Origin of the sequence: uncultured Pseudosulfitobacter sp., from assembly GCF_963976325.1 — a bacterium.
Classification (GTDB): Bacteria; Pseudomonadota; Alphaproteobacteria; order Rhodobacterales; family Rhodobacteraceae; genus Pseudosulfitobacter.
This window is the reverse complement of record NZ_CAXBJW010000003.1, coordinates 340201-361577: the sequence shown is the minus strand read 5'-3', so window position 1 is coordinate 361577 and position 21377 is coordinate 340201. Positions and strand designations below refer to the sequence as shown.

23 protein-coding genes, 1 tRNA gene and 1 pseudogene are annotated in these 21377 nt (G+C 61.1%); 16 read left to right on the top strand and 9 right to left on the bottom strand.

Features of this window, described 5'->3' with window-relative positions; genetic code table 11:
* Positions 1 to 83 precede the first annotated feature (83 nt).
* The 5 genes from AAC077_RS12875 to rpmH all read right to left on the bottom strand — a co-directional run bounded on the left by AAC077_RS12875 (position 84) and on the right by rpmH (position 3446).
* Positions 84 to 1634, bottom strand: coding sequence for a phosphodiesterase (locus tag AAC077_RS12875; protein WP_339770195.1), 1551 nt, complete (start codon positions 1632 to 1634; stop codon positions 84 to 86).
* 72 nt (positions 1635 to 1706) lie between these two features.
* Positions 1707 to 2600, bottom strand: a complete 894-nt coding sequence (gene ttcA, locus AAC077_RS12870) for a tRNA 2-thiocytidine(32) synthetase TtcA (RefSeq protein WP_339770193.1) — start codon at positions 2598 to 2600, stop codon at positions 1707 to 1709.
* Between the two features lie 41 nt (positions 2601 to 2641).
* The gene (yidD, locus tag AAC077_RS12865; RefSeq protein WP_339770191.1) at positions 2642 to 2881 is read right to left on the bottom strand and encodes a membrane protein insertion efficiency factor YidD; all 240 of its coding nucleotides are present in this window, start codon (positions 2879 to 2881) and stop codon (positions 2642 to 2644) included.
* Complete coding sequence (gene rnpA / locus AAC077_RS12860; protein WP_339770189.1) at positions 2878 to 3216, bottom strand: ribonuclease P protein component; 339 nt, start codon at positions 3214 to 3216, stop codon at positions 2878 to 2880. Before rnpA ends, yidD begins: the two co-directional genes overlap by 4 nt.
* A gap of 95 nt (positions 3217 to 3311) precedes the next feature.
* Entirely contained in the window at positions 3312 to 3446 is a 135-nt protein-coding gene (gene rpmH / locus AAC077_RS12855; RefSeq protein WP_072775959.1) for a 50S ribosomal protein L34, read from the bottom strand.
* Positions 3447 to 3751: 305 nt separating this feature from the next.
* On the opposite strand from rpmH, the gene AAC077_RS12850 reads away from it, so the two are divergent.
* The 4 genes from AAC077_RS12850 (at position 3752) to AAC077_RS12835 (ending at position 7473) form a co-directional block, all read left to right on the top strand.
* Positions 3752 to 4492, top strand: coding sequence for a TVP38/TMEM64 family protein (locus tag AAC077_RS12850; RefSeq protein WP_339770183.1), 741 nt, complete (start codon positions 3752 to 3754; stop codon positions 4490 to 4492).
* Positions 4489 to 5907, top strand: a complete 1419-nt coding sequence (locus AAC077_RS12845; RefSeq protein ID WP_339770181.1) for an FAD-dependent oxidoreductase — start codon at positions 4489 to 4491, stop codon at positions 5905 to 5907. The genes AAC077_RS12850 and AAC077_RS12845 overlap by 4 nt, the downstream gene beginning before the upstream one ends.
* Before the next feature lie 15 nt (positions 5908 to 5922).
* A complete protein-coding gene (locus tag AAC077_RS12840; RefSeq protein WP_339770179.1) occupies positions 5923 to 7308 on the top strand; it encodes a HAMP domain-containing sensor histidine kinase in 1386 nt (461 codons plus the stop codon).
* An 88-nt stretch (positions 7309 to 7396) separates the two neighbouring features.
* A tRNA-Arg gene (locus tag AAC077_RS12835) sits at positions 7397 to 7473 on the top strand.
* Between the two features lie 110 nt (positions 7474 to 7583).
* Here the strand turns inward: AAC077_RS12835 and AAC077_RS12830 are convergent.
* Positions 7584 to 8528, bottom strand: a complete 945-nt coding sequence (locus tag AAC077_RS12830; protein WP_339770177.1) for a LysR family transcriptional regulator — start codon at positions 8526 to 8528, stop codon at positions 7584 to 7586.
* A gap of 86 nt (positions 8529 to 8614) precedes the next feature.
* Here AAC077_RS12830 and AAC077_RS12825 point away from each other — a divergent pair, with 86 nt between their 5' ends.
* The 4 genes from AAC077_RS12825 (at position 8615) to AAC077_RS12810 (ending at position 12962) form a co-directional block, all read left to right on the top strand.
* Positions 8615 to 9148: a tripartite tricarboxylate transporter TctB family protein gene (locus AAC077_RS12825; protein ID WP_339770175.1), complete on the top strand. Its 534-nt coding sequence runs from the start codon at positions 8615 to 8617 to the stop codon at positions 9146 to 9148.
* A 7-nt stretch (positions 9149 to 9155) separates the two neighbouring features.
* Positions 9156 to 10691 carry a tripartite tricarboxylate transporter permease gene (locus AAC077_RS12820; protein WP_339770173.1) on the top strand — a complete coding sequence of 512 codons (1536 nt, stop codon included), beginning with the start codon at positions 9156 to 9158 and terminating at the stop codon, positions 10689 to 10691.
* A 69-nt stretch (positions 10692 to 10760) separates the two neighbouring features.
* On the top strand, positions 10761 to 11672 hold the full coding sequence (locus AAC077_RS12815) for a tripartite tricarboxylate transporter substrate binding protein (protein ID WP_339770302.1): 912 nt from the start codon (positions 10761 to 10763) through the stop codon (positions 11670 to 11672).
* Positions 11673 to 11759: 87 nt separating this feature from the next.
* On the top strand, positions 11760 to 12962 hold the full coding sequence (locus AAC077_RS12810) for a CoA transferase (RefSeq protein WP_339770171.1): 1203 nt from the start codon (positions 11760 to 11762) through the stop codon (positions 12960 to 12962).
* Positions 12963 to 13101: 139 nt separating this feature from the next.
* Here AAC077_RS12810 and AAC077_RS12805 read toward each other — a convergent pair.
* A pseudogene (locus tag AAC077_RS12805) lies at positions 13102 to 13264 on the bottom strand (ArsR family transcriptional regulator); the annotation flags it as partial.
* A gap of 40 nt (positions 13265 to 13304) precedes the next feature.
* Here AAC077_RS12805 and AAC077_RS12800 point away from each other — a divergent pair.
* The 3 genes from AAC077_RS12800 to AAC077_RS12790 all read left to right on the top strand — a co-directional run bounded on the left by AAC077_RS12800 (position 13305) and on the right by AAC077_RS12790 (position 15176).
* Positions 13305 to 13529 (top strand): hypothetical protein, encoded by a 225-nt coding sequence (locus tag AAC077_RS12800; RefSeq protein WP_339770169.1) that lies wholly within the window; start codon positions 13305 to 13307, stop codon positions 13527 to 13529.
* Positions 13530 to 13816: 287 nt separating this feature from the next.
* Positions 13817 to 14671, top strand: a complete 855-nt coding sequence (locus tag AAC077_RS12795) for a universal stress protein (protein ID WP_339770167.1) — start codon at positions 13817 to 13819, stop codon at positions 14669 to 14671.
* Between the two features lie 91 nt (positions 14672 to 14762).
* Positions 14763 to 15176, top strand: a complete 414-nt coding sequence (locus AAC077_RS12790; RefSeq protein ID WP_339770165.1) for a c-type cytochrome — start codon at positions 14763 to 14765, stop codon at positions 15174 to 15176.
* Positions 15177 to 15350: 174 nt separating this feature from the next.
* On the opposite strand, the gene AAC077_RS12785 is transcribed toward AAC077_RS12790, so the two are convergent.
* Entirely contained in the window at positions 15351 to 16058 is a 708-nt protein-coding gene (locus AAC077_RS12785; protein ID WP_339770164.1) for a GntR family transcriptional regulator, read from the bottom strand.
* Positions 16059 to 16311: 253 nt separating this feature from the next.
* On the opposite strand from AAC077_RS12785, the gene AAC077_RS12780 reads away from it, so the two are divergent.
* The 5 genes from AAC077_RS12780 to AAC077_RS12760 are packed head-to-tail and all read left to right on the top strand — an operon-like array spanning position 16312 to position 20431.
* Complete coding sequence (locus tag AAC077_RS12780) at positions 16312 to 17400, top strand: aminotransferase class I/II-fold pyridoxal phosphate-dependent enzyme (protein WP_339770163.1); 1089 nt, start codon at positions 16312 to 16314, stop codon at positions 17398 to 17400.
* Positions 17401 to 17457: 57 nt separating this feature from the next.
* Positions 17458 to 18276, top strand: coding sequence for a transporter substrate-binding domain-containing protein (locus AAC077_RS12775; RefSeq protein WP_339770161.1), 819 nt, complete (start codon positions 17458 to 17460; stop codon positions 18274 to 18276).
* Positions 18277 to 18336: 60 nt separating this feature from the next.
* A complete protein-coding gene (locus AAC077_RS12770; RefSeq protein ID WP_339770159.1) occupies positions 18337 to 18984 on the top strand; it encodes an amino acid ABC transporter permease in 648 nt (215 codons plus the stop codon).
* Positions 18984 to 19652 carry an amino acid ABC transporter permease gene (locus AAC077_RS12765; RefSeq protein WP_339770158.1) on the top strand — a complete coding sequence of 223 codons (669 nt, stop codon included), beginning with the start codon at positions 18984 to 18986 and terminating at the stop codon, positions 19650 to 19652. The genes AAC077_RS12770 and AAC077_RS12765 overlap by 1 nt, the downstream gene beginning before the upstream one ends.
* Positions 19649 to 20431, top strand: a complete 783-nt coding sequence (locus AAC077_RS12760) for an amino acid ABC transporter ATP-binding protein (protein WP_339770156.1) — start codon at positions 19649 to 19651, stop codon at positions 20429 to 20431. The genes AAC077_RS12765 and AAC077_RS12760 overlap by 4 nt, the downstream gene beginning before the upstream one ends.
* On the opposite strand, the gene AAC077_RS12755 is transcribed toward AAC077_RS12760, so the two are convergent.
* A complete protein-coding gene (locus AAC077_RS12755) occupies positions 20428 to 21303 on the bottom strand; it encodes an EamA family transporter (RefSeq protein ID WP_339770154.1) in 876 nt (291 codons plus the stop codon). The genes AAC077_RS12760 and AAC077_RS12755 overlap by 4 nt on opposite strands.
* Positions 21304 to 21377 lie beyond the last annotated feature (74 nt).

Below are 21377 nucleotides of genomic sequence, written 5' to 3'. Positions count from 1 at the left end.
AGAGATGGGCCACAAAGGTCAAGCGGATTCGGGGTTTCGGGCGCCTGCCTGCCGCGCCTTATCCGCGCAGGCGGGCACGTGTCTTACGAGGCGTTGCCCCGTCTGCCGCTGATCGCGGGCGTATCCGCAAGCTTGGCATTGTGGGTGCGTATCCACGCCAGGGTCTGTTCAAAGGGGATGGGCCGGCAGATGCCAAAGCCCTGCACGTGGTCGCAACCCAACTGCGCCAGCAACGCGTGTTCCCCAACCGTTTCAACCCCTTCAGCCAGCGTTTCGACCTGCAACCGTTCGGCCATGGTCAGGATGGCGCTGATCATGCGCTGTTGCTCGGGGTCGCGGTCGGATTTCATCACAAAGCTGCGGTCGATCTTGATCCGGCTCACCGAAAACCGCCGGATCGCGGCGATCGAGGCATTGCCGGTGCCGAAATCGTCCAGATCAATGCGGCAGCCCAATTTGCCCAATCCGCCCAGATTGCGACAGACCACATCATCGGGGGCGGCGGTCACCACCGTTTCCAGCACCTCGACCGCGAGACGGTCGGGGGCCAGATCAAAGCGGTCCAGCTCCCACGTGATTTTTTCCACCAGACGGGGATTGCGCAATTCGCTGCCCGAAAAGTTCACCCCCACCTGCGGTACGTGCTCGCCCGCGGCGTCCCATGCCTTGAGCGCGGTAAAGGTGTGATACATCATCACCTCGGACAGCCGTTCCAGCAGCCCGCCCGCTTCCAGTGCGGGCAGGAATTCAGCCGGCGGAATGACCCCGCGTTCGGGATGCACCCAGCGCGCCAGCGCCTCAAAGCCGGAAACCTTGCCGGTGTTCGTGGAAATCTGCGGTTGATACCATGGCTGGATATGGCCGCTTTCCAGGGCAAGGGCGGCTTCCTCGCGCAGGGCGGTGCGGGCTGTCGTGGCCATTTGCATTTCGTGAGAAAAGGCGCGGATCGTTGACGGGCCACGCCGCCGGGCTTCGACCAGGGCGGTGCGCGCAGCGGTCATCCAGGCGGTGCTGTCGGGTCCGGGCGCGCGCGCGTTCAGGCAAAAGCCCACGGCACAGGACATATACACGGTGGTGCCATCCACCGCGATCGGTTCTTCAATGGCGACCTGAATGCGGCTGGCCAGTTGAATGCACGTTTCAAGGTCGAACCGCGATGACGGGGCGCAGCAGATGGCAAAGCGGGCGTCGCCCGTTCGGGTCACCACATCATCGTCGCGCAGGGCGGTGACAATGCGTTGCGTGACCCGCGCGGCAACAGTGTCGGCCGCGGTTTGCCCGTGTTGGTTGATCAGGCTTTCAAAGTCGTCCAGTTCCAGCATCAGCATGGCCGACGACACCTGCTGTTCATGGGCGGTTTGCCAGATGCGCGCGACCATCGTGTCGAAATGGGCGCGTTGCAGGACGCCGGTGGTGGCGTCGCGCATGGCCGACGCGCCGCTGTCGCCCGCAGAATGCAGCGCCAGCAACAGCATCGGCACCAGAATCCCGATGCCGATAAACATGGCTTCGCCGCCCCACCAATAGGCGGCCAGCATCACCGCCGACAGAAACGCCAGCGCTTGAGGGCCATAGAACACCACACGCAGGTCTTCACGCAGTCGGGTCAAAAATCGTGAAGTGCGGTTGGCCATAACAATCCCTCGCTAAACACACGCAGTGGGTGCCGCGCATGTGCACAATGCGGTGGGATCGTGACTGCGATGTTAACGCAGGTCGGGAATGCCGTCTGAATTTTCGTCAAATTTTTCCGAATTCAGCATCAGGCCCGCGAAATCAAACAGTTTCGGGTCCAGCAGATGCGAGGGCCGCGCGTTCATCAGCGCGCGGAACATCACCTGACGGCGCCCGGGGCTGTTGGCCTCCCAGCCGTCGAGAATCTGTTTAACCTGTTGACGTTGCAGGCCATCCTGGCTGCCGCACAGATCGCAGGGGATGATCGGATAGTTCATCGCGCGGGCGAACTTCTCGCAGTCCGCCTCGGCCACATGGGCCAGCGGGCGGTACAGGAACAGATCGCCCTCTTCGTTCACCAGCTTGGGCGGCATCGTCGCCAGACGCCCGCCGTGGAACAGGTTCATGAAAAATGTCTCTAGAATATCGTCGCGGTGGTGGCCCAGCACCACGGCGCTGCACCCTTCCTCGCGGGCGATCCGGTACAGGTTGCCGCGCCGCAGACGCGAACACAGCGCACAGAACGTGCGGCCTGCGGGCACCTTGTCAACGACAATGCTATAGGTGTCCTGATATTCGATGCGATGCGGCACGCCCATGCGTTCTAGGAACTCGGGCAGCACGGTGGCGGGAAAGTTCGGCTGCCCCTGATCCAGATTGCACGCCAGCAGGTCCACGGGCAGCAACCCGCGCCATTGCAGTTCGTGCAGGACCGCCAGCAGGGTATAGCTGTCCTTGCCGCCCGACAGGCACACCAGCCATTTCTGCCGCTTGGCGCCGGGGTCGTGCGCGCCCGGCTCGATCATGCCGTATTGTTCGATCGCCTCGCGGGTATAGCGCACGATGCGCTTGCGCAGCTTGCGAAACTCGGTGGTTTCGGGGGCGCCTTCGAACAGGGCGTGAATTTCTGAAATCTCGTCTCGCATGGGCTCTGGATACTCTTATGCCGTTGGCAAAGCCAGTGGGATCAGTCGTGGGTGTGGTTGTGGTCGGGGACCGGGTCATAGCCGTCGCCACCCCACGGATGGCACCGCCCGATGCGCCGCGCCGCCAGCAGGCTGCCGCGCAGGGCGCCGTGTTTTTCCAGCGCTTCCATGGCGTAGGCGCTGCATGTAGGTTGATAGCGGCAGTTGAACCCGACCCAGGGCGAGAACACCAACCGATAGGCGCGCACGGGCAGGGCGACCAGATGGGCCAGCGGGGTCATTTCGGGGCCAGTGCGGCGCGCAGGTCGGCGCGCATCTGTTCGAAATCGCGGGTGGCAGTGACCTGATGGCGGCCGATCAGCACGTAATCGGTGCCGCTGGCCCCATGTTCGGGCAGCTCCAGCCGCGCAATCTCGCGCAGGCGACGCTTGGCCCGGTTGCGGGCGACGGCATTGCCGACCTTTTTGGAACAGGTGAAGCCGACGCGCAGGGGCGCATCATCGCCGCGATTGCGGATTTGCAGCACAAAGCCCGGCGTAACCACACGGGGGCCACGCGACGCACGCAGGAAATCGGCGCGGTTCTTCAGGATCTGGTCGCTTTTGAGGGACGCCAAACGTGACAAACCCGCCCGAGGCTGGTCCGATCCAGCGCGAACGCTGTCTGCGGGGGCCTCCGGCGGGGTCATTTAGATACCGTGACGCGGGGCGCTTACGCGCTCAGCGACTTCCGGCCGCGTGCGCGACGGGCATTCAGGATCTTGCGACCTGCTTTTGTCGCCATGCGCGAGCGGAAACCGTGGCGCCGTTTGCGCACGAGGTTGCTTGGTTGAAAGGTGCGTTTCATCGCTCCGTCTCCGTCTTTTCGGATGGGCTGCGCGGAATCGCTGTGCCCGGAATATGTTCAAGGCCCGTGCTCTAACCGCCGTGCGTGGCCAAGTCAAACCCTCAAACGGACAAAACATGCCCCAAGATGCAACATTCGCACGGTCGGGGCGGATTTAATGTTTCAAAACCCTGCCAAGGTGCCGGAAAACCACGTCTTGTGGTCACCGTCGATCACCCGCGCGTGACCGGGCTGTTACAGCCGTCGGCGGATCCGTACCTATAGGGTACACCTTTCGCAACCGAATGACAAAGGCCGCTTGATCCATGTCCCAAGACCAGACCGAACCGCAAACATCCGCGCTGCTGCGCCGCCTGCCGCTGATCGCGATTCTGCTGGTGGCGGCGGTGGGGGCGTTTACCCTGCGCGATTACCTCAGCTTTGACACCCTGCGCGACAACCGCGCGGCGCTGCTGGCGTTTCGGGATGACCATTATGTGCTGACGGCGCTGGGGTTTGTCGCGGCTTATGTGGTGGTCGTGGCGTTTTCGCTGCCGGGGGCGACGATTGCGACGCTGACGGGCGGGTTTCTGTTTGGCACCGTTCTGGGGGCTGCGTTCAATATCACGGCGGCCACCATCGGGGCCACGTTGATCTTTCTGGCGGCGCGTCACGGTCTTGGCGCACAATTGGGGGCCAAGCTGGAGAACAGCAAGGGCGTGGTCAAACGGATCAAGGACGGGATCGACGCGAACCAGTGGTCGATGCTGTTCCTGATCCGGCTGGTGCCGGCGGTGCCGTTTTTCGTGGCCAACCTGGTGCCTGCGTTCATGCAGGTGCCGCTGTACCGCTTTGTTGTGTCGACGTTTTTCGGCATCATGCCGGGTGCGGTTGTCTATACCTCTGTCGGTGCGGGTCTGGGCAAAGTGTTCGCGCGGGGTGAAACGCCGGATTTGGGCATTATCTTTGCACCGCATATCCTGTTTCCGCTGCTGGGGCTGGTCGCGCTGGCGCTGTTGCCCATTCTGTACAAAGCCGTCACCGGCAAGAAAGACATCCTGAAATGAAGAAGATCAAAACCGACATATTGATTATCGGCGCAGGCTCTGGCGGGCTGTCGGTGGCGGCTGGGGCTGTGCAGATGGGGGCGGATGTGACCCTGTTGGAAGGGCACAAGATGGGCGGGGATTGCCTGAACTACGGCTGCGTGCCGTCCAAGGCGCTGATTGCGGCGGCCAAGGCAGCCCATGGCCAGCGGCACAGCGCGCAATTCGGGGTGGCGGATGCGCCCGGCACGGTGGATTATGCCGCCGTGATGGACCACGTGGCCGATGTGATTGCCCAGATCGCGCCGGTGGACAGTGTCGAGCGGTTCGAGGGCCTGGGCGTGCGGGTGATCCGTGAATGGGGCAGCTTTACCGGCCCGCGCACGGTGCAGGCGGGCGACGTGGAAATCACCGCGCGCCGGATCGTGATCGCCACGGGGTCGTCGCCGCTGGTGCCGCCGATTGACGGGCTGGACGGGGTGCCGTTCATGACCAATGAAACCCTGTTTGATCTGCGCGACCGGCCCGACCATCTGCTGATTGTTGGCGGCGGTCCCATCGGGATGGAGATGGCGCAGGCGCATGTGCGACTGGGCTGCAAGGTCACCGTGATCGAAGGCGACACCGCGCTGGGCAAGGATGACCCCGAGCTGGCGCAAGTGGTGCTGCAAACGCTGAAGGACGAAGGCGTCGAGATTGCCGAAAACGCCAAGGCGGCGCGCATCAGCGGCAGCGCCGGTGATATTACCATCGAAACCGAAGACGGGCGCAGCTTTCACGGCTCGCATCTGTTGATGGCGGTGGGGCGCAAGACCAACACCGACCGGCTGAACCTTGATGCCGCGGGGGTCGAGACCACCAAGCGCGGGGTCAAGGTGGACGACAGCCTGCGCACCAGCAACCGCCGCGTCTATGCCATCGGCGATGTGGCGGGGGGGATGCAGTTCACCCATGTGGCGGGCTATCATGCGGGCGTCATCATCCGGTCGCTGCTGTTTGCGCTGCCGTCCAAGGCCAAGACCGCGCATATTCCATGGGCCACATATACCGACCCCGAACTGGCACAGGTCGGCCTGACCGAAGCGCAGGCCCGCGACACCCATGGCGACAAGCTGGAGGTGGTGCGGTTCGACTATCACCACAACGACCGCGCCATTGCCGAACGCAAGGCGCGCGGGTTCATCAAGGTGATGGTGGTCAAGGGACGGCCCGTGGGCGCGTCGATCGTCGGCCATCAGGCGGGCGAGCATATCAACCTGTGGGCGCTGGTGCTGGCCAACAATATGAAGATGAGCCAGATCGCCGCCATGGTGTCGCCCTATCCGACGATTGGCGAGGTGAACAAACGCGCGGCAGGGGCCTATTTCAGTCCACGTTTGTTTGACAGTACACTGGTCAAAACCGTCGTCGGACTTGTCCAGCGCTTCATTCCCTGACACCGTAATTGCACAATGTTGAATTCACTGTCCGGCCGATTTCTGATCCTGACCACCATCTTCGTGATGCTGGCCGAGGTATTGATTTTTGTGCCCTCGATTGCGCGGTTCCGCGAGGACTACCTGCTGTCGCACCTGGAACGGGCGCAGATTGCGTCGCTGGCGCTGCTGGCCGACGACATGCTGAACCCCGATCTGGAAAAGGAACTGCTGGAGAACGCGGGCGTGTTCAACGTGGTGTTGCGCCGCGACGAGGTGCGCCAGTTGATGCTGTCGTCGCCCATGCCGCACCCGATCTCGGCCACGTTCGACCTGCGCGATGCCACGGCGATGACGCTGATCCGGGACGCGCTGGTCCGGCTGGTGGATGCGGACCAGGAAGTGATCCGGGTGATCGGCGCGCCGGTGCGCGATGCGGGCCTGCTGATCGAGGTGACGATGGACGCGGTGCCGCTGCGCACGGCGATGATCGACTATGGCGCACGGATTCTGGTTTTGTCGGCGGTGATCTCGGTCATCACGGCGCTGATGTTGTTTTTGGCGGTGCGGGTGTTTCTGGTCAAACCGATCAAACGGGTGGTGGGGCACATGTTGAACTATGCCGCCGCCCCAGAAGATTCGCGGCGCATCATCACGCCGGGGGCCGGCATCCGCGAGCTGCGCGAAGCCGAAACCGCCCTGCAATCGCTGGAAACCGAGCTGACCCAGGCGCTGCGCCAGAAAGAGCGATTGGCGCAACTGGGCGGGGCGGTCAGCAAGATCAGCCATGATTTGCGCAATATCCTGACGTCGGCGCAATTGTTCGTGGACCGGATCGAAGGCTCGGACGATCCGCTGGTCAAACGGATGGCGCCCAAGCTGGTGGGGTCAATCACCCGCGCCGTACACCTGTGCGAAAGCACGCTGGCCTTTGGCAAGGCCGAGGAACCGGGGCCGACGCTGGCGCGGGTGCAACTGGCCGAGACCGTGTCGGACGTGATCGAGGCCGAGCGGCTGGCGGTGGACAGCTATGATCTGAGCTTTGCCGAAGACATCCCCGCCATGCTGACCCTGCGCGCCGATCCCGAACAGCTGTACCGCGTGCTGTCCAACCTTGTGCGCAACGCGCGGCAGGCGATTGTCGCTTCGGGCAAACCCGGCGAAATCGCCGTGTCGGCCCGCGAGGACGCCGACGCCTGGTGGATCGAAGTGGCCGACACCGGCCCCGGCCTGCCGCCCAAGGCGCGCGAACATTTGTTCATGGCCTTCCAGGGGGGCACGCGCAAGGGCGGCTCGGGGTTGGGGCTGGCCATCAGCCACGAACTGATCCGCGGCCATGGCGGCACGCTGAGCTTGCTGCACAGCGGACCGGACGGGTCGACGTTTTCGATCTGCCTGCCCAAAGGCGACGGTGCGCTTTAGGCGTTTCGGGGCGGTTGTAATTTTCCTGACATAAATCGCGGATATGGGCTTGCGCCCACGCGCCAGTCCGACTAAACCCCGCGCCAGTGGACCAATAGCTCAGCTGGATAGAGTACTTGACTACGAATCAAGGGGTCGGGGGTTCGAATCCTCCTTGGTCCGCCACTACCACATTTTCTACAGTTTGAATGGGTCGCCTTGGGCGGCCTTTTTCTTTTGTTTGCATGGCATTCGTGGTCGTGGTGCTTTGGCTTGAGTTTCTTTCGGCTGTGCCGTTAGATTCGGCTTTTCATGCAGACGTGCACCAATGCCTCGCGCAGCATCTGCAATGATTGCAGGGTGTCGTTTTCCCGCAGGGTGACAAAACAGGTCTGGATGCGTGGGAAATCAAGGTCGGGGGTGACCAACGGTACGATCCGACCCTCGGCAGCATAGGTATCCAAAACGATCTTTGGCAGACAGGTCAGAAGCTCGATCCTTTGGGTCAGGCGCAAAAGTGACGTGGGATCGGCCGAAACCTCGACCACTGGAACCGGCGCTTGCATGCCACAATTTCGAAAGGCTGTTTCGATGCTGCGGCGGTTGTTCGTTTCACCGGACGGCAAGGCCCAGGGCCATTGCGCCAACTCTGCCGCAGAGACACTGGAGCGGCCCGCAAGTGGATGATCAACCGAGCAGGCCACGACAAGGCTGGTCTCGGTCAGGGGGGCGTACCGCAATGTTTCGGCCATCTGCTCAGGCGTTGCGGTCCAGTCTACGCGCCCGACATAGCAATCCAGATCACCATTGAGCAGACCGGACATCATGTTGCCGACCGTTCCGGCCTCGATGCGGAAGCGGATGTTGGCGCGATGTGCTTCCATGTGGCGCAAGGCAGATGGCACAAGATCCAGCATGACGGCGGGATTGGTTCCGACACGCACAACTGTTGGCAGATCAGCGTGCAGGTCCGCCGCAAGGTTGTCAAAGATGGCCAGCCCCGTACGAGCCCGCTGCAAGGCGATCTGTCCCAACGGGCTGAGCATCGCGCCGCGGACTGAACGGTCGACCAGCGTGACACCAAATGCAAATTCGAGATCCTTCAGCATCTGCGAAACAGCCGGTTGGGTCAGGTTCATCACTTCGCCCACCGCCCGTAGGGAGCGATGGGTGTCGATCAGCTCAAGCAGACGAAGCTGGCGCAAACGAAGCCGGTCGAGATGGGGGGCTGAGCTGGTCATAAGAAATTTCTATCACATTGAAGAAACTTCCGGCTACTCCTTTTAACTGAGCTTCGTTACCCCAGAAGCAGGGGAGAGCCCGGGCCATGGAGGTGGCGCTGGCAACAATGACAGTGATGCGCGACAGATCGGTCGATTGTGCGCGCAGGCTGTCACACGGGAGGACTTTGATGAAAAAAGCGGACCTTATTTCAGGGATGGTGCTGGCGGTCTTCGGGCTGTTGATGCTGGCATTTGTGATCCCGATGCAGATCGAGCAGGCTCCGGCAGGATATGTTTCGCCTCGGCTGGTTCCCAATCTGGCGATGATCGTCATCGTCGGATTGTCGGTGCTGCTGATCGTGAAAAGCCTGCGCCAGGCGGATGCGCCGACAGTGCTGCCCGAAGTTGTATTCTCGCGCAGCGAAATGATTGCGTTGCTGAAGGTTTCAGCGGTCTTTGCCGTCGCATTGGTTTTGTTCTGGCTTGGCACGCCGCTTGGCGCGGGGATCGCTTTGATTGCAGGGACCCTTGTCTTGCTGGGGGAACACCGGCCTTTGATCCTGGTTCTGATGCCCGCAGGCTTGTTGCTGGCGACCTGGGTGCTTTTCTACAAAGTGCTCGGCACCGCGATCGTGTGACCGGGGCATGGAACATCTTCTTGTCGGCTTTCAAAACGTTCTGACACCGGTCACTTTGTTCTGGGTGACCGTCGGCGTTACCCTTGGCTATGTCCTTGGCGCTCTGCCGGGGTTGGGCAAGGCCACCGGCGTCGCCGTGGCGATCCCCATGACGTTCTACCTACAGCCGGTCGCAGCCATTGCTTTGCTGATCGGGATTGCCAAGGGCAGCGCGGCGGGCAGTGCCGTATCGGCCATCCTGCTGAACACACCCGGAGAGCCGTCCTCGGCGCCCACGGCCCTTGATGGTTATCCGTTGGCGCGGCAGGGCAAGGCGCAAAAGGCGCTCAAAATGGGGCTGTTCGCCTCGGTCATTGGTGATTTCCTTTCCACGCTGGTGCTAATCGCCCTGGCTGCACCCCTGGCGCGTTATGCGCTTTTGATCGGTCCGGTCGAGTTGTGCGCCATCTTGCTGTTTTCGTTGACGTTCATCGGAGGGCTTGCCGGGCGTTCCATGCTCAAGGGGCTGATCGCTGCCGCCTTTGGCGTCTTTTTCGCGACCATCGGGATCGAAACAGAAACGTTTATCCCGCGCATGACCTTTGGCCTGCTGGAGCTGGATGACGGCATTTCACTGGTGCCGATGGCGATCGGGATGCTGGCGATTTCCGAAATGGTCATTCAGGCCGGAAATGCCCGCAGGATCGACAGCGAGGCCGAAAAGATCAACGACAGTTCCGCGCCGGATGACCGGCGGGTTACGCTGGCCGAATGGCGCCGGTGCCTGCCGGTGATCGGGCGCGGCACGCTGATCGGGTCGGTGGTCGGCATTCTGCCGGGCTTGGGCGCCAGCGTCGGGTCCTTCCTGTCTTACGGGGCGACACAGCGGGCTTCGAAGACGCCTGAAAAATTCGGCACAGGCATGATCGAAGGTGTCGCCGCAGCCGAAAGCGCGGACAACGCGGTGGTCCCGGCAAGCTTTGTGCCGCTGTTTGCACTGGGCATTCCGGGCAGCGTGATCGCGGCCATTTTGATTTCTGCGCTGGTCCTGCACGGGCTTACGCCGGGGCCGATGATGTTCATAGAACAGCCGCAGATGGTCGCCGATCTCTATGCCGCGATGCTTTGCGCCAGCCTGATCTTGCTGATTGTCGGCTACACTGGCCAACGCATTTTCGCGCAGATTATCCGCGTGCCAATCCGGCTGATCATCCCGGTTGTGCTGTTCCTGTGTTGTGTCGGGGCCTACATGGACACGAACACACTGTTTTCTATCTATCTCATGCTGGGTTTTGCGCTGCTGGGCTATTTCGCGCGCAAGCTGGACTTTTCCTTTGTCACCTTTCTGATCGGTTTCGTGATTGGTCCCAATCTCGAACTGACCTTTCGCCAGTCCCTGCAAATCCTGGATCACGACGTCATGCGTCTGCCGGCGCATCCGATTGCCATCGGCTTTGCCGTGCTGACCGTCGTCACGGTGTTCTGGATCAACCGGACCAACAGCCGTCTTGCCGCGCAAAAGATCGCGTTGGACGGGGGCACCACCAAACAATCGCAAATCTGAAAACTGGGAGGAAAACAGATGTACGCAACCAAACGAAGAACACTCTTAAGGGTCGCAGCCGTGGCCTTGATGGCGCTGACCGGGCTAAACGCGGCCCATGCGCAAGAGTACCCGGATCGCCCGCTGACCATGCTGGTGGGATACAAAGCGGGTGGGCAGACTGATCTGGTGGCCCGCGGCGTGGCCAGAGTTTTGTCCGGCAAGCTTGGCGTTCCGGTCAATGTCGTCAACAAACCCGGCGGCGGCGGCATTCTGGCAGCGCACGAGCTTAAGAAGGCAAAACCGGACGGCTATACCATCCTGTTTCATTCCAATAGCGTGATCAACACAGAGCCTTTCATGATGAAGCGGGTGACGTTCACGCCGGACGATTTCGAATACGCGGGCATGATCACCGCCTATCAGGTGTCGTTGGCAACGCAAAAAGACGCGCCTTACGATACGCTTGCGGAATTCGTCGCTTGGGCCAAAGAGAACCCCGGTTTCAGCTATGGATCACTTAGCCCGACGGCGCGCATGATCATGGAAGTCATCGCCAAAAAGGAAGGGCTGGATGTGAACATCGTGCCGCTTAAGGGCGGTGGCGATATGATGAACGCGCTTCTGGGCAAGCAGGTGGCCTTGGTTATGTCCGGCGGCATTCACTACAAATATCCAGACGAGTTGAAATCCATCGTCGCGCTGACCACGTTCCGTCACCCGTCGGCACCCCAGGTCGAAACCATCAACGAGGCAGGTTATCCACTGGGCATGGATTCGCGTACAACACTGATCCTGCCCAAAGGCACCCCGCGTGAGGCGTTGGAACGTTTGAGCACCGCCCTGATGGCCGCTGAAACCGACGCGGATTTTGCCAAGGTCGTGTCGGCGGCAAATATCCCGATCCTCTATAAAGATCTGGACGCCGCAGCCGCCGAGGTTCGCGAAAGCTACGTGCAGAACCAGGCGATCTTTCAGAACGCCGGCATTGAACCGCAATAAGCGACGTACAGCCGCGACCGCGGCTCGGGTCGCTTGAAAGACCCGAGCTGCCCCTTCTTTCACATTGTTACCAAGGTAAAGCAGACCATGTTCCAGCCATTAAAAGGCATTCGCGTGATTGATCTCAGCCAGGTTCTGGCGGGACCTTACGCCACCTATCAACTCGCCTTGATGGGCGCAGAGGTCATCAAGATCGAAAAGCCCGGCGAAGGCGACTGGACACGCACGGGCGGCCCTTTGCCCGGATTGGCCGAGCGGCGCATGGCGTTGGGGTTTCTGGGGCACAACGCGGGCAAAAGGTCTGTCACGCTGGACCTGAAAACACCCGAGGGCCTGGCGGTCGCGCGTCAGTTGATGGCGGATGCAGATGTTTTTGTGGAGAACTTCAAGCCGGGTGTTGCGGAACGGCTTGGGCTGGGGTTCGAGGCGCTGCGCGCGATCAACCCAAAGCTGGTCTATTGTTCAATTTCGGCGTTCGGTCAGGATGGTCCCTTCAGCAACCGGCCGGCCTATGACCACGTGATACAGGGCATGTGTGGCATCATGCTGACCACCGGAAAGCCCGGCGACGGTCCGGTCAAGGTGGGCGCGCCCTATATCGACTATGCCACGGGAATGAACGCCGCCATGGCGATCATGGCAGCCCTGCGCGAAGTTGATCGCACGAAGACTGCCGTGCAGGTGGATGTGGCTATGCTGGATACGGCGATGACGCTTATGGCGTCGTTGATGACCACACATCTGACAACCGGCTGGACGCCGGTCCAGAACGGCAACGAAGCGTGGAGCGCCAGTCCTTCGTCGGGTGCATTCGAGACTGCGGATGGCATTCTGATGCTGGCCGCGAACCACGACGCCCAGTTCCGCAACATGTGTATGGCCATCGGCCGAGAGGACATTCTGCAAGATCCCCGATGGGCGACTGTCGCAGAGCGCCATGCGAACTGGAAAAGCCTGCGCGAAACGCTGGAAAAGACGTTCCTGTCAAAGCCCGCCGTCTATTGGGAAGATGTCCTTGCCGTTGCGGCTGTTCCCGCGGGGCGTATTCGCGGACTGGATGAAATGCTGGCAGAGCCGCAGGTCGCTGCGCGGGGGCTGACCCGGGAAATCCACGTCGACGGTCATGAGGGGGGCATTCACATCCCGACCATGAGCTTTAAGGCCAACGGCGAAAACAGCACCTCGGAGCTGATGCCCCAACGGCTTGGGGCCGACACCGATGCAGTGCTGCGCGCGGCGGGATATTCTCAAGACAAGCTGGATGCCTTGCGGTCGGCAAAGGTGATTTAAGGGGATGCCCGTTTCCGCGGCCATCGAAGATGACATCTGACAGCGCCTCGATACTCACGGCCTCGCAGTCCGCAGTCCGCGGTCCGCTGAACTGTCTTGGTGTCCAAGATTGCCGTCTGGCTGGTCACAGGTGCGCATCTTAGCCTTCGCGCGCGCAGTAAAGGGCGTGCAGGGTTTCCAGCACAGCGGCAACCTCATGCCCCTGAATGCTATAGTAAATCGTTTGCCGCACGCGTCGGCCCTCGACCAGCCCGGCTTCTTTCAGCTTTTTGAGCTGCTGCGACATGGTGGATTGCGAGACCCCGCAAGCCTGACTATGGCACGAAAGAGCGTGACGCGCCGATGTGGGAAGCCACCGTCGACGACCACAAGGCCAATAACATCCACGTCAAGGACGGCACCAAGCGCGAGGACTATATCGAGCGTCGCCAGAGCCGCGATGCGACCTTGTCTTTGCCGGACCGCATCCTTGCTGCGTTGCAGATCAACTTGCGTGGCGGACGGCTTCCGGCGTCCGAGGACGACGGAAACCATTATCTGAAGCTGCCCGTGAACCGCTTTGACTGAGCCTGACCGGGCAGTTAATCCTCAGCCAACACGGGTGCAGCCTGTCGGCTCGCCCAAATCAGGTAGGCCGGAAAATAGACGGGTTTCACCCATGGTGTTGATCGACATGATGGGTCCAACCGGGACATCCAAAACCGGTTTGCCAGGCTGCGTGTTCAGCGTGGCCTGCATATTGCCTGCGTCAGGTGCCGCACCGCGATCAGGCAGTGACATCCGCTATTGATCCAGATCAACGCGCTTCTTTTGTGCCACGTCATACTAAGCGAAACGCACAAAGGAACGCGGCCATGAAGAATACGACGATATCAGTTGTTCTTGGAGTTGACGCCCAGCCCGCTGATCTGGAAGCCCTGAGCCAGCAATCGCTGGAAAACAATATACATTTGATCGTATTGTTGTTGCGCAAGTTGCCCCCTGTCCCCGTGTTTTACATGGGGCTGGGTGAGTTCAACGCCTATTCGCTGCCCGAAGGCTGGCAGGCTGACGTGGATAAAGCAAACACCGCTTTGGAAGCGCAACGTGCCGAAATCTCTCAATATCTGGCCGACCAGGGGGCAAGCGCCGAAGTGCGGGCTGTCTTCGGCGATGTCTCGGGCTTGCGGAGCGCAGTGGCCCATGCCGGCCTGACCTGCGATACCATTATCATCGGGGACGATCTGCGCTCGGATGAGCAACTGTTCAAGGAAGTCGTTCACACAGCTCTTTTCGAGTCCTCCGCCGGGGTGATGCTGAACACATTGGGCACGGCTGAGGCGCTGCAACCCAAGTCAGCCTTTGTGGCGTGGAAGGCCGGTGTTCCCGCAGCGCGTGCGATCCGCGCGGCGCTTCCTGCGCTGCGCACCGCGCAGGATGTCACAGTTGCCCTTTTCGATCCGGTATCGACGGCTTCGCAAGATGGCGAAAACCCCGGATCTGACGTGGCTGCATGGCTGAACCATCAAGGTTGCACCGTCGCGGTGCAGCAGTATCCAAGCAGCGGTCATGAAATCGGAACCGCGATCTTGAAGCGCGCCAGGGAAGTTGCCGCAGACCTGATTGTCATGGGGGCCTACGGCCATTCACGTCTGCGCGAAACAGTCTTCGGGGGCACCACCCAAACCCTGATCGAACAACGCGACCGGCCTGTGCTGCTTTGTCATTAACCGAATCCGATTTTGGGCAGGTGCTGTACCGCAGGTGACCGGCTTTCCAGCAAGGCATAACAATGAACAGTCAATAAAGGGGCTTTATGCAATGCGACACCGTCTGACTGCCATTGCCGGTTTATCCTGCGTTCTATTGTCAGCTTGTACCGAAGGACCAGTCGGGGATTCTGATGCTGTTCGCGCGGGGCAGCGGATCTATGCAAAAGAATGCGCCGCCTGCCATGGCACGGGCGGCGAAGGCGCGGGGTCCGCATCATTGGCCTTGGGGACCATACCGCCGGACCTAACGGGGCTTAAACAACGCAATGACGGATACTTTCCGCGGGAGTTTGTCAGGCGGTTCATCATGGGCCGCCTTGAAAAAGACGACCCTGCTTCTCCCATGCCCGATTTTTCGACCGTAGGGCTGCGCCATGTTTACCCAGAGGGAGGCGCAGATGGTGAGGTGCTGGAGACGGACTTTGCAAACCTGCTCGATTACCTCGAAGCGATCCAGGAGTAGGCTGGGTAAACACGCGGTGGATGCCAGTTCAAAGGGAATTCCCGCGATGAGGTGCTGATTTTCCGGGCCGCTTTGATCGCAATCCACCGTTTTGGCGGGCGACCACCGGCAGTGGTCTCGTTACCGCAAGCCGCAGTCTTGGTGTGTTCTGTGGCTTGGCGCTGCGCGTGATGGTCAACTGGTGGTCGAGCTGATGATCCGGTGACCGGGCTGGTACGAGATGGTGACAAAGGTCACAGGCCCCGTCTCCTGCCATGTGGCGCGTTCGACGTGCAGGATGGATGTTTGTTCCGGCACTGCCAGATATTCCTGTTCGAAGGGCGAGGCGGGCGTTGCCAATATGGACAGGGTTGCGCGGTTGTAGGGGACGTTTTCCAGCAGCCATTCGTTGGCCGACTGCCGCACAAAGTCAAAGTCGCGGGCTTGCGGGACCGTGCGCAGGCTGATCCAGCGGTATTCCAGCGCGTAGGGCACACCGTCGGCCAGATGAACGGCCCGGACGTGCAGCATGTCCTCAGCCTGGGCCAGTTCCATGGCAAAGGTCACCGCATGGGGCGGGGTGTCCACGGTCTTGTCGATCAGCGCATATCCGTAATTGGCCCCGCGGTCCTCGATCTCGCGGCGCACGATCTGAACGGCGATCACCGCGCGTGACACCGGGTGCAGCGCCACGCGGGTGCCGGATTTGCGTTTGCGTTCGAGTATCCCGCTTTCGGCCAGTTCGCGCAGGGCGCGGTTGACCGTGGTGCGGCCGCAATTGAACTCTTTGGCCAGATCGGTTTCGTTCGGGATTTGTGCGCCCGGCTTCCAGATGCGGTTGTGGATGCGGCGCAGCACTTCGTCCTGAACGCTTTGCCAAGAGTTGATTGCCGGTGTGGTCATGGGCCTGCTTTCCGTTCTGTCGCAGCGCGGTGGCGCGGCTGGGTCACTGTGCCAGCTTTTTCATCTGCCATCGGGCGGGATTGTGCGGTCAATGCGGATTTTTGCATTTTACCCTCTTGACTGTCATCCGCTTTATTTTCTTTATGTCTGCACATAACGGTAATTTGCGCGACATCTGCCGTTCTTTCAATGACGCTGCTGCGATCCGCGCAGGCTTCATGGCAAACCCGCGCAGATCGAAAGGGCCGACATAATGATCAACCCGCACATTCTTGAACTGCCCGCCTACAACGCCGGTCTGCCCATCGCGCAGTTTCGCAGCCTTTACGGTCACGCCCCCCGCGCCAAGCTGGACAGCAATGAAACCCCGTTTGGCGTGTCGCCCAAGGCGCTTGAGGCCGGGCGGGCGGCGGTGGCGCAGGCGCATCTGTATCCTGATGGCAATGGGACCGGGCTGCGTGATGCGTTGCAATCGGCCACAGATGTGGATGCCGGTTGCATCGTGTTGGGCAACGGGTCCGAAGAGTTGATCTATGCCATTTACGGCGCGGTTCTGGCGCCGGGCGATCATGTGTTGACGGTCACGCCGGGCTTTGGTTTGCACGTGTTGGCGGCACAGGGGCTGAAGATGCCGGTGGAAACCGTGCGGTACGGCACCGACTGGACGTTGCCGATGGATAAGTTGAAGGCGGCGCTGGCGCGCAAGCCCAAGGTGTTTGCAATCTCAAGCCCGTCAAACCCGCTGGGCGTGGCACTGAGCCTGCCCGAATTGTGCGAGATTCTGGCCAGCATCCACAAAGACACGCTGGTTCTGCTGGACGAGGCTTATTTTGAATACAACCCGATCGACAGCCTGTCGGCCCTGAAGGCCAGCGGCCTGAACTGGATCAGCTTGCGCACGTTCTCAAAGGCTTACGGGCTGGCGGGGATGCGCGTGGGCTATGGGCTGTGCAGCAGTGCCAGCTTGCGCGATGCGGTGCGCAAGCTGACGCCGCCCTTCAACGCCAACGCCGTGGCCCAGGCCATGGGGCAGGCGGCGTTCGAGGACCGGTCGTTTTTGGCGGAAACTGTGCAAAAAACCATCGACGCGCGCGACGCGCTGGCGCAAAACCTGCGTGATATGGGATTTCGCTTGACCCCGTCCAAAAGCAATGCGGTGTTCTTTGCGACCTCGGAGTATGCCGTTGATGTTGCTGAAAGATTGCGCGGCGAAGGTGTTCTGGTCAAGGCCTGGCACGAGGACGGATATGACAGATTTTTACGGGTGTCCGTGGGCACACCGCAAGACAACAAGGCGTTCATCGAGGCGCTGACAAAGCTCGGAGTTCAATCGGCTGCCTGACGTGGGCCGCACGGGTGTGCGTCCTTCAATGTAACTTGAAAACAGAGAGTAAAAACCATGAAAATGAATTCCTTCAAAGGCGCGGTTCTGGGTTTGGGCCTGGCCGTGTTCGCAGCCGGTTCGGCTGCCGCTGACATGCTGGCGGACATCAAGGCGTCGGGCGAAATGACCTTTGGCACCGAAATGCACTATGCGCCCTTCGATCTGCTGGTGAACGGCCAGTATGAAGGTCTGTGCAAGGATCTGATGGACGAGGTGACCAAGGATCTGGGCGTGACGCCGAAATACAACGACCTGCCCTGGACATCGGTGCTGCCCGGTTTGGAAGCGGGCAAGTTCCAGATGGTCAACGCGCCGGTTACGATCACCGCCGAGCGGATGGAACGCTATGCCTTTACGCTGCCGATTGCAGATGCGTCGGTTGGCTTGATCAAGCGCACAGGCGACGACCGTATCACCAAGCCCGAAGATATTGCCGGTCTGGTGGTTGGCTCGCAAAAAGGGTCGGCGCAGCTTGAGCAGTTGAAAGTCTTTGGCGAGGGCGTGGGCGGTATCGACGTGCGTGAATACGCGTCCGTTGACGAAGCCTATGCCGATCTGGCCGCCGGTCGTCTGGATGCGGTTGCAGGGTCTTTCCCGCTGCTGGGCTATGCCGCGTCGAAGCGTCCCGAGATTTTCGAGACCGTCACACCGGTATTCGGCGAGAAGAAGTATTTCGCATGGGTTGCCGTGAAGTCGGAAGAAACCGAAAGCATGATCGCCGCCGTGAACGAGATCCTGCTGAACATGCAGGACGACGGCCGCATGGCGAAGCTGCATGAAAAATGGCTGGGCACGGCGGTGGAACTGCCGCGCGAAATGCCCGCGGTCAAGTAACGCCGCGACGGGTCCGGCCATTGGGTCGGGCCCGTTTTCCTGTTGTCAAAGGAGCGTGCGATGTTCTCTTGGTCCACCATTGTCGAAAATCTGCCTTATCTGTTGCAGGCCACGCGGTTCACGCTGCTGGTGTCCGGTCTGGGCATGGCCTTGGGGCTGGTGATGGGCATGTTGCTGTGCGTGGCGCGGCTGTCGCCCATTGTGTGGATCAGCCGCATCGCCGCCCTGTACGTCAGTTTCTTTCGCGGCGTGCCGTTGCTGGTGCAGCTTTTGCTGGCTTACTATTTCCTGCCGTCCATCGGCATCGACATCCCGCCGCTGTGGGCGGCTGTGTGCAGCATCGGGCTGTGCGCGGCGGCCTATATCGCGGAAATCCTGCGGGGGGCGCTGATTGCGGTGCCGCAGGGCCAGACGGAATCGGCGGCGGCGCTGGGCATGCATCCCTTTGTCATCTGGCAGCGCATTCTGATCCCGCAGGCCCTGAAAATCTCGATGCCGTCGCTGGTGAACGAGCTGATCATGCTGGTCAAAGTGTCGTCGCTGGTGTCCGCCGTGGGCATTGTCGAACTGACGCGGATGAGCCAGTCGATTGCCGCGGCCACATTCCGGCCGCTTGAAATCTACATCGCGGCGGCGGCGATTTATCTGGTGATCAACCTGGCGCTGGCGGGGCTGGGGCAGGCGCTGGAGAGAAGGATGGATTACTGATGGATATTGATCTGTTCGTCCAATACGGCCCGATGCTGCTGCGCGGGCTTTTGAACACGGTCCTGTGTTGGGTTGTGGGGGCCGCGGGGGGCATTGCGCTGGGTTTTGTCATTGCGGTGACGATGTATTACGGTCCGCGCCCGCTGCGCTATGTGCTGCGCGCCTACATCGAGGTGATCCGGGGCACGCCGTTCCTGATCCAGTTGTTCATTCTGTATTATGGCGGGCCGTATGTCGGCCTGCGGCTTGATCCGGTGCCTGCGGGTATCCTGGGGTTGATCATCTATGGCAGTCCCTATTACGCCGAGATTTTCCGCGCTGGGCTGCAAGCCGTGCCGCGCGGCATGACCGAGGCGGGGCGTGCCATGGCCATGTCCGAAGGGACAATCCTGCGCCGTATTACGCTGCCTATTCTGATGGTGTCCTCGGTGCCGCCGCTGACCAACTTTTCGATCATCCTGACCAAGGAAACGGCGATCCTGTCCATCGTGACGGTGCCCGAACTGCTGTATCAGGTGCAAACCATGTCAGCCGAAACATTCGCTTACATGGAAGCGATGTTCGCGCTGGCGCTGTTCTACTGGGGCTTTGTCGAGATCATCTCGTGGGTGGGCCGCAAGCTGGAACTGAAGACCAACGCCTTTTTGTCGAAGGAGCTTCGCGCGTGACCTCTGAAAATGCCTCATCTGTCGAAATCACCGCTTTGGGGAAACACTATAACGATTTCCATGCGCTGAAGAACATCAACCTGTCGATCCCCGCAGGCAAGGTGACCTGCCTGATTGGTCCATCGGGGTCGGGCAAGTCGACGCTGCTGCGCTGTATCAACTTTCTTGAGGAATATCAGGAAGGGGCGGTCGAAATTGACGGCCAGGTGATCGGGCTGGAAGCGGTGGGCGGGCGCAAGATGTCAGCGCGCCGCCTGCGCGAGATGCGCCGGTCGATCGGTATGGTGTTCCAGCAGTTCAACCTGTGGCCGCATATGACCGCGCAGCAGAACGTGGCCGAGGCGTTGGTGCAGGTGCAAGGGCTGTCCAAATCGGATGCCGCGCGCAAGGCGGTTGCGGCGCTGGAGAAGGTGGGGCTGGGGGACAAGACAGCGTCGTTCCCCAACCGTCTGTCCGGCGGTCAGCAACAGCGCGTGGCGATTGCCCGTGCGGTGGCGATGGAGCCAAAGCTGATGCTGTTCGACGAGCCGACCTCGGCGCTGGACCCCGAACTGGTGGGCGAGGTGTTGACCGTGATCAAGGATCTGGCCAGCGAAGGCATGACCATGGTGATCGTCACGCACGAGATGGGCTTTGCCGCGCATGTGGCGGATCAGGTGGCGTTTCTTGAGGCGGGCGAGCTGGTCAGTTGCGCGCCGCCCGCAGAAATTTTCAAGACGCCCAGCGACACGCGGATCAAGGCGTTTCTGGAGACCTATCACGCGCGCAACCAGTTCTAAGCGGGGCGTCTCTTGGGGTGGGCGCTGCGCTGTATTGGCGCGCCGCCCAGAGCGACACAAAGGATCACGATCACCGCACCTGACAGTTGCGCCGGGCTAAGGCTTTCGCCCAGCAAGGCCCAGCCCAGTATCACCGCCGTCAACGGGCTGAGAAAGCCAAAGCGCGTGATGGCGGCAGGGCCCAGCCGTTCGATGCCGCGGAACCAGAAGAAATAGGTCAGGGCGGCACCGATCAGCCCCAGCCACGCAAAGCCCGCGATGTTGGTGGCGGTCAACGGTGGCAGCGCCGGCTCAAATGCCAGCGCGAAAGGCAGCAACAACAGACCGCCAGCGGTCAATTGCCATGCTGTAAAGGTCAGTGCCGGAACGGGTGGCTGCCATTTGCGCGTCAGCACCACGCCACAGGCCATCGACACCGCCCCGCCCAAGGCTGCAAGAATGCCGACACTGTCGGGGGTGGCGGCAGGGTCCAGCACCAGCAGGGCCACGCCGAAAATGCCGGCGACAGCCGCGATCAGGCCGCGCCTGTGCAGCGCACTGCCCAGCACCGCGTGGGCCAGCAGTAGTACGATCAGCGGCTGAACCGCCCCAAGGGTCGCGGCAACGCCACCCGGCAGGCGGTAGGCGGCCAGAAACAGGGCCGCCCAGAAGATCGAGAAGTTCAGCGCGCCCAGCACCGCCAGTTTGCCCAGCCATGCGACAGGCGGCAGGCGGTGGGTGATCACCATCAGCAAGATCCCTGTTGGCAGGGCACGCAGCATTGCAACGGTCAGCGGATAGCCATCGGGCAGCATTTGCGTCGTCACGATATAGCTGCTGCCCCAGATCGCGGGGGCCAGCGCGGCAAGCGCAAGGTCGGTGTATTTGGTCATGGGAGATTCCTTTATCTTGACATCAAGATATATGGATATACCTTGACGTCAAGATATAAACCTTTAACCCTGCC

Bases quoted from the DNA above. Each gene is read 5' to 3' on its own strand.
- AAC077_RS12875 (WP_339770195.1), bottom strand. From the start codon at position 1,634: ATGGCCAACCGCACTTCACGATTTTTGACCCGACTGCGTGAAGACCTG.
- ttcA (WP_339770193.1), bottom strand. From the start codon at position 2,600: ATGCGAGACGAGATTTCAGAAATTCACGCCCTGTTCGAAGGCGCCCCC.
- yidD (WP_339770191.1), bottom strand. From the start codon at position 2,881: ATGACCCCGCTGGCCCATCTGGTCGCCCTGCCCGTGCGCGCCTATCGG.
- rpmH (WP_072775959.1), bottom strand. From the start codon at position 3,446: ATGAAACGCACCTTTCAACCAAGCAACCTCGTGCGCAAACGGCGCCAC.
- AAC077_RS12850 (WP_339770183.1), top strand. From the start codon at position 3,752: ATGTCCCAAGACCAGACCGAACCGCAAACATCCGCGCTGCTGCGCCGC.
- AAC077_RS12845 (WP_339770181.1), top strand. From the start codon at position 4,489: ATGAAGAAGATCAAAACCGACATATTGATTATCGGCGCAGGCTCTGGC.
- AAC077_RS12840 (WP_339770179.1), top strand. From the start codon at position 5,923: ATGTTGAATTCACTGTCCGGCCGATTTCTGATCCTGACCACCATCTTC.
- AAC077_RS12830 (WP_339770177.1), bottom strand. From the start codon at position 8,528: ATGACCAGCTCAGCCCCCCATCTCGACCGGCTTCGTTTGCGCCAGCTT.
- AAC077_RS12825 (WP_339770175.1), top strand. From the start codon at position 8,615: ATGGAGGTGGCGCTGGCAACAATGACAGTGATGCGCGACAGATCGGTC.
- AAC077_RS12820 (WP_339770173.1), top strand. From the start codon at position 9,156: ATGGAACATCTTCTTGTCGGCTTTCAAAACGTTCTGACACCGGTCACT.
- AAC077_RS12815 (WP_339770302.1), top strand. From the start codon at position 10,761: ATGGCGCTGACCGGGCTAAACGCGGCCCATGCGCAAGAGTACCCGGAT.
- AAC077_RS12810 (WP_339770171.1), top strand. From the start codon at position 11,760: ATGTTCCAGCCATTAAAAGGCATTCGCGTGATTGATCTCAGCCAGGTT.
- AAC077_RS12800 (WP_339770169.1), top strand. From the start codon at position 13,305: ATGTGGGAAGCCACCGTCGACGACCACAAGGCCAATAACATCCACGTC.
- AAC077_RS12795 (WP_339770167.1), top strand. From the start codon at position 13,817: ATGAAGAATACGACGATATCAGTTGTTCTTGGAGTTGACGCCCAGCCC.
- AAC077_RS12790 (WP_339770165.1), top strand. From the start codon at position 14,763: ATGCGACACCGTCTGACTGCCATTGCCGGTTTATCCTGCGTTCTATTG.
- AAC077_RS12785 (WP_339770164.1), bottom strand. From the start codon at position 16,058: ATGACCACACCGGCAATCAACTCTTGGCAAAGCGTTCAGGACGAAGTG.
- AAC077_RS12780 (WP_339770163.1), top strand. From the start codon at position 16,312: ATGATCAACCCGCACATTCTTGAACTGCCCGCCTACAACGCCGGTCTG.
- AAC077_RS12775 (WP_339770161.1), top strand. From the start codon at position 17,458: ATGAAAATGAATTCCTTCAAAGGCGCGGTTCTGGGTTTGGGCCTGGCC.
- AAC077_RS12770 (WP_339770159.1), top strand. From the start codon at position 18,337: ATGTTCTCTTGGTCCACCATTGTCGAAAATCTGCCTTATCTGTTGCAG.
- AAC077_RS12765 (WP_339770158.1), top strand. From the start codon at position 18,984: ATGGATATTGATCTGTTCGTCCAATACGGCCCGATGCTGCTGCGCGGG.
- AAC077_RS12755 (WP_339770154.1), bottom strand. From the start codon at position 21,303: ATGACCAAATACACCGACCTTGCGCTTGCCGCGCTGGCCCCCGCGATC.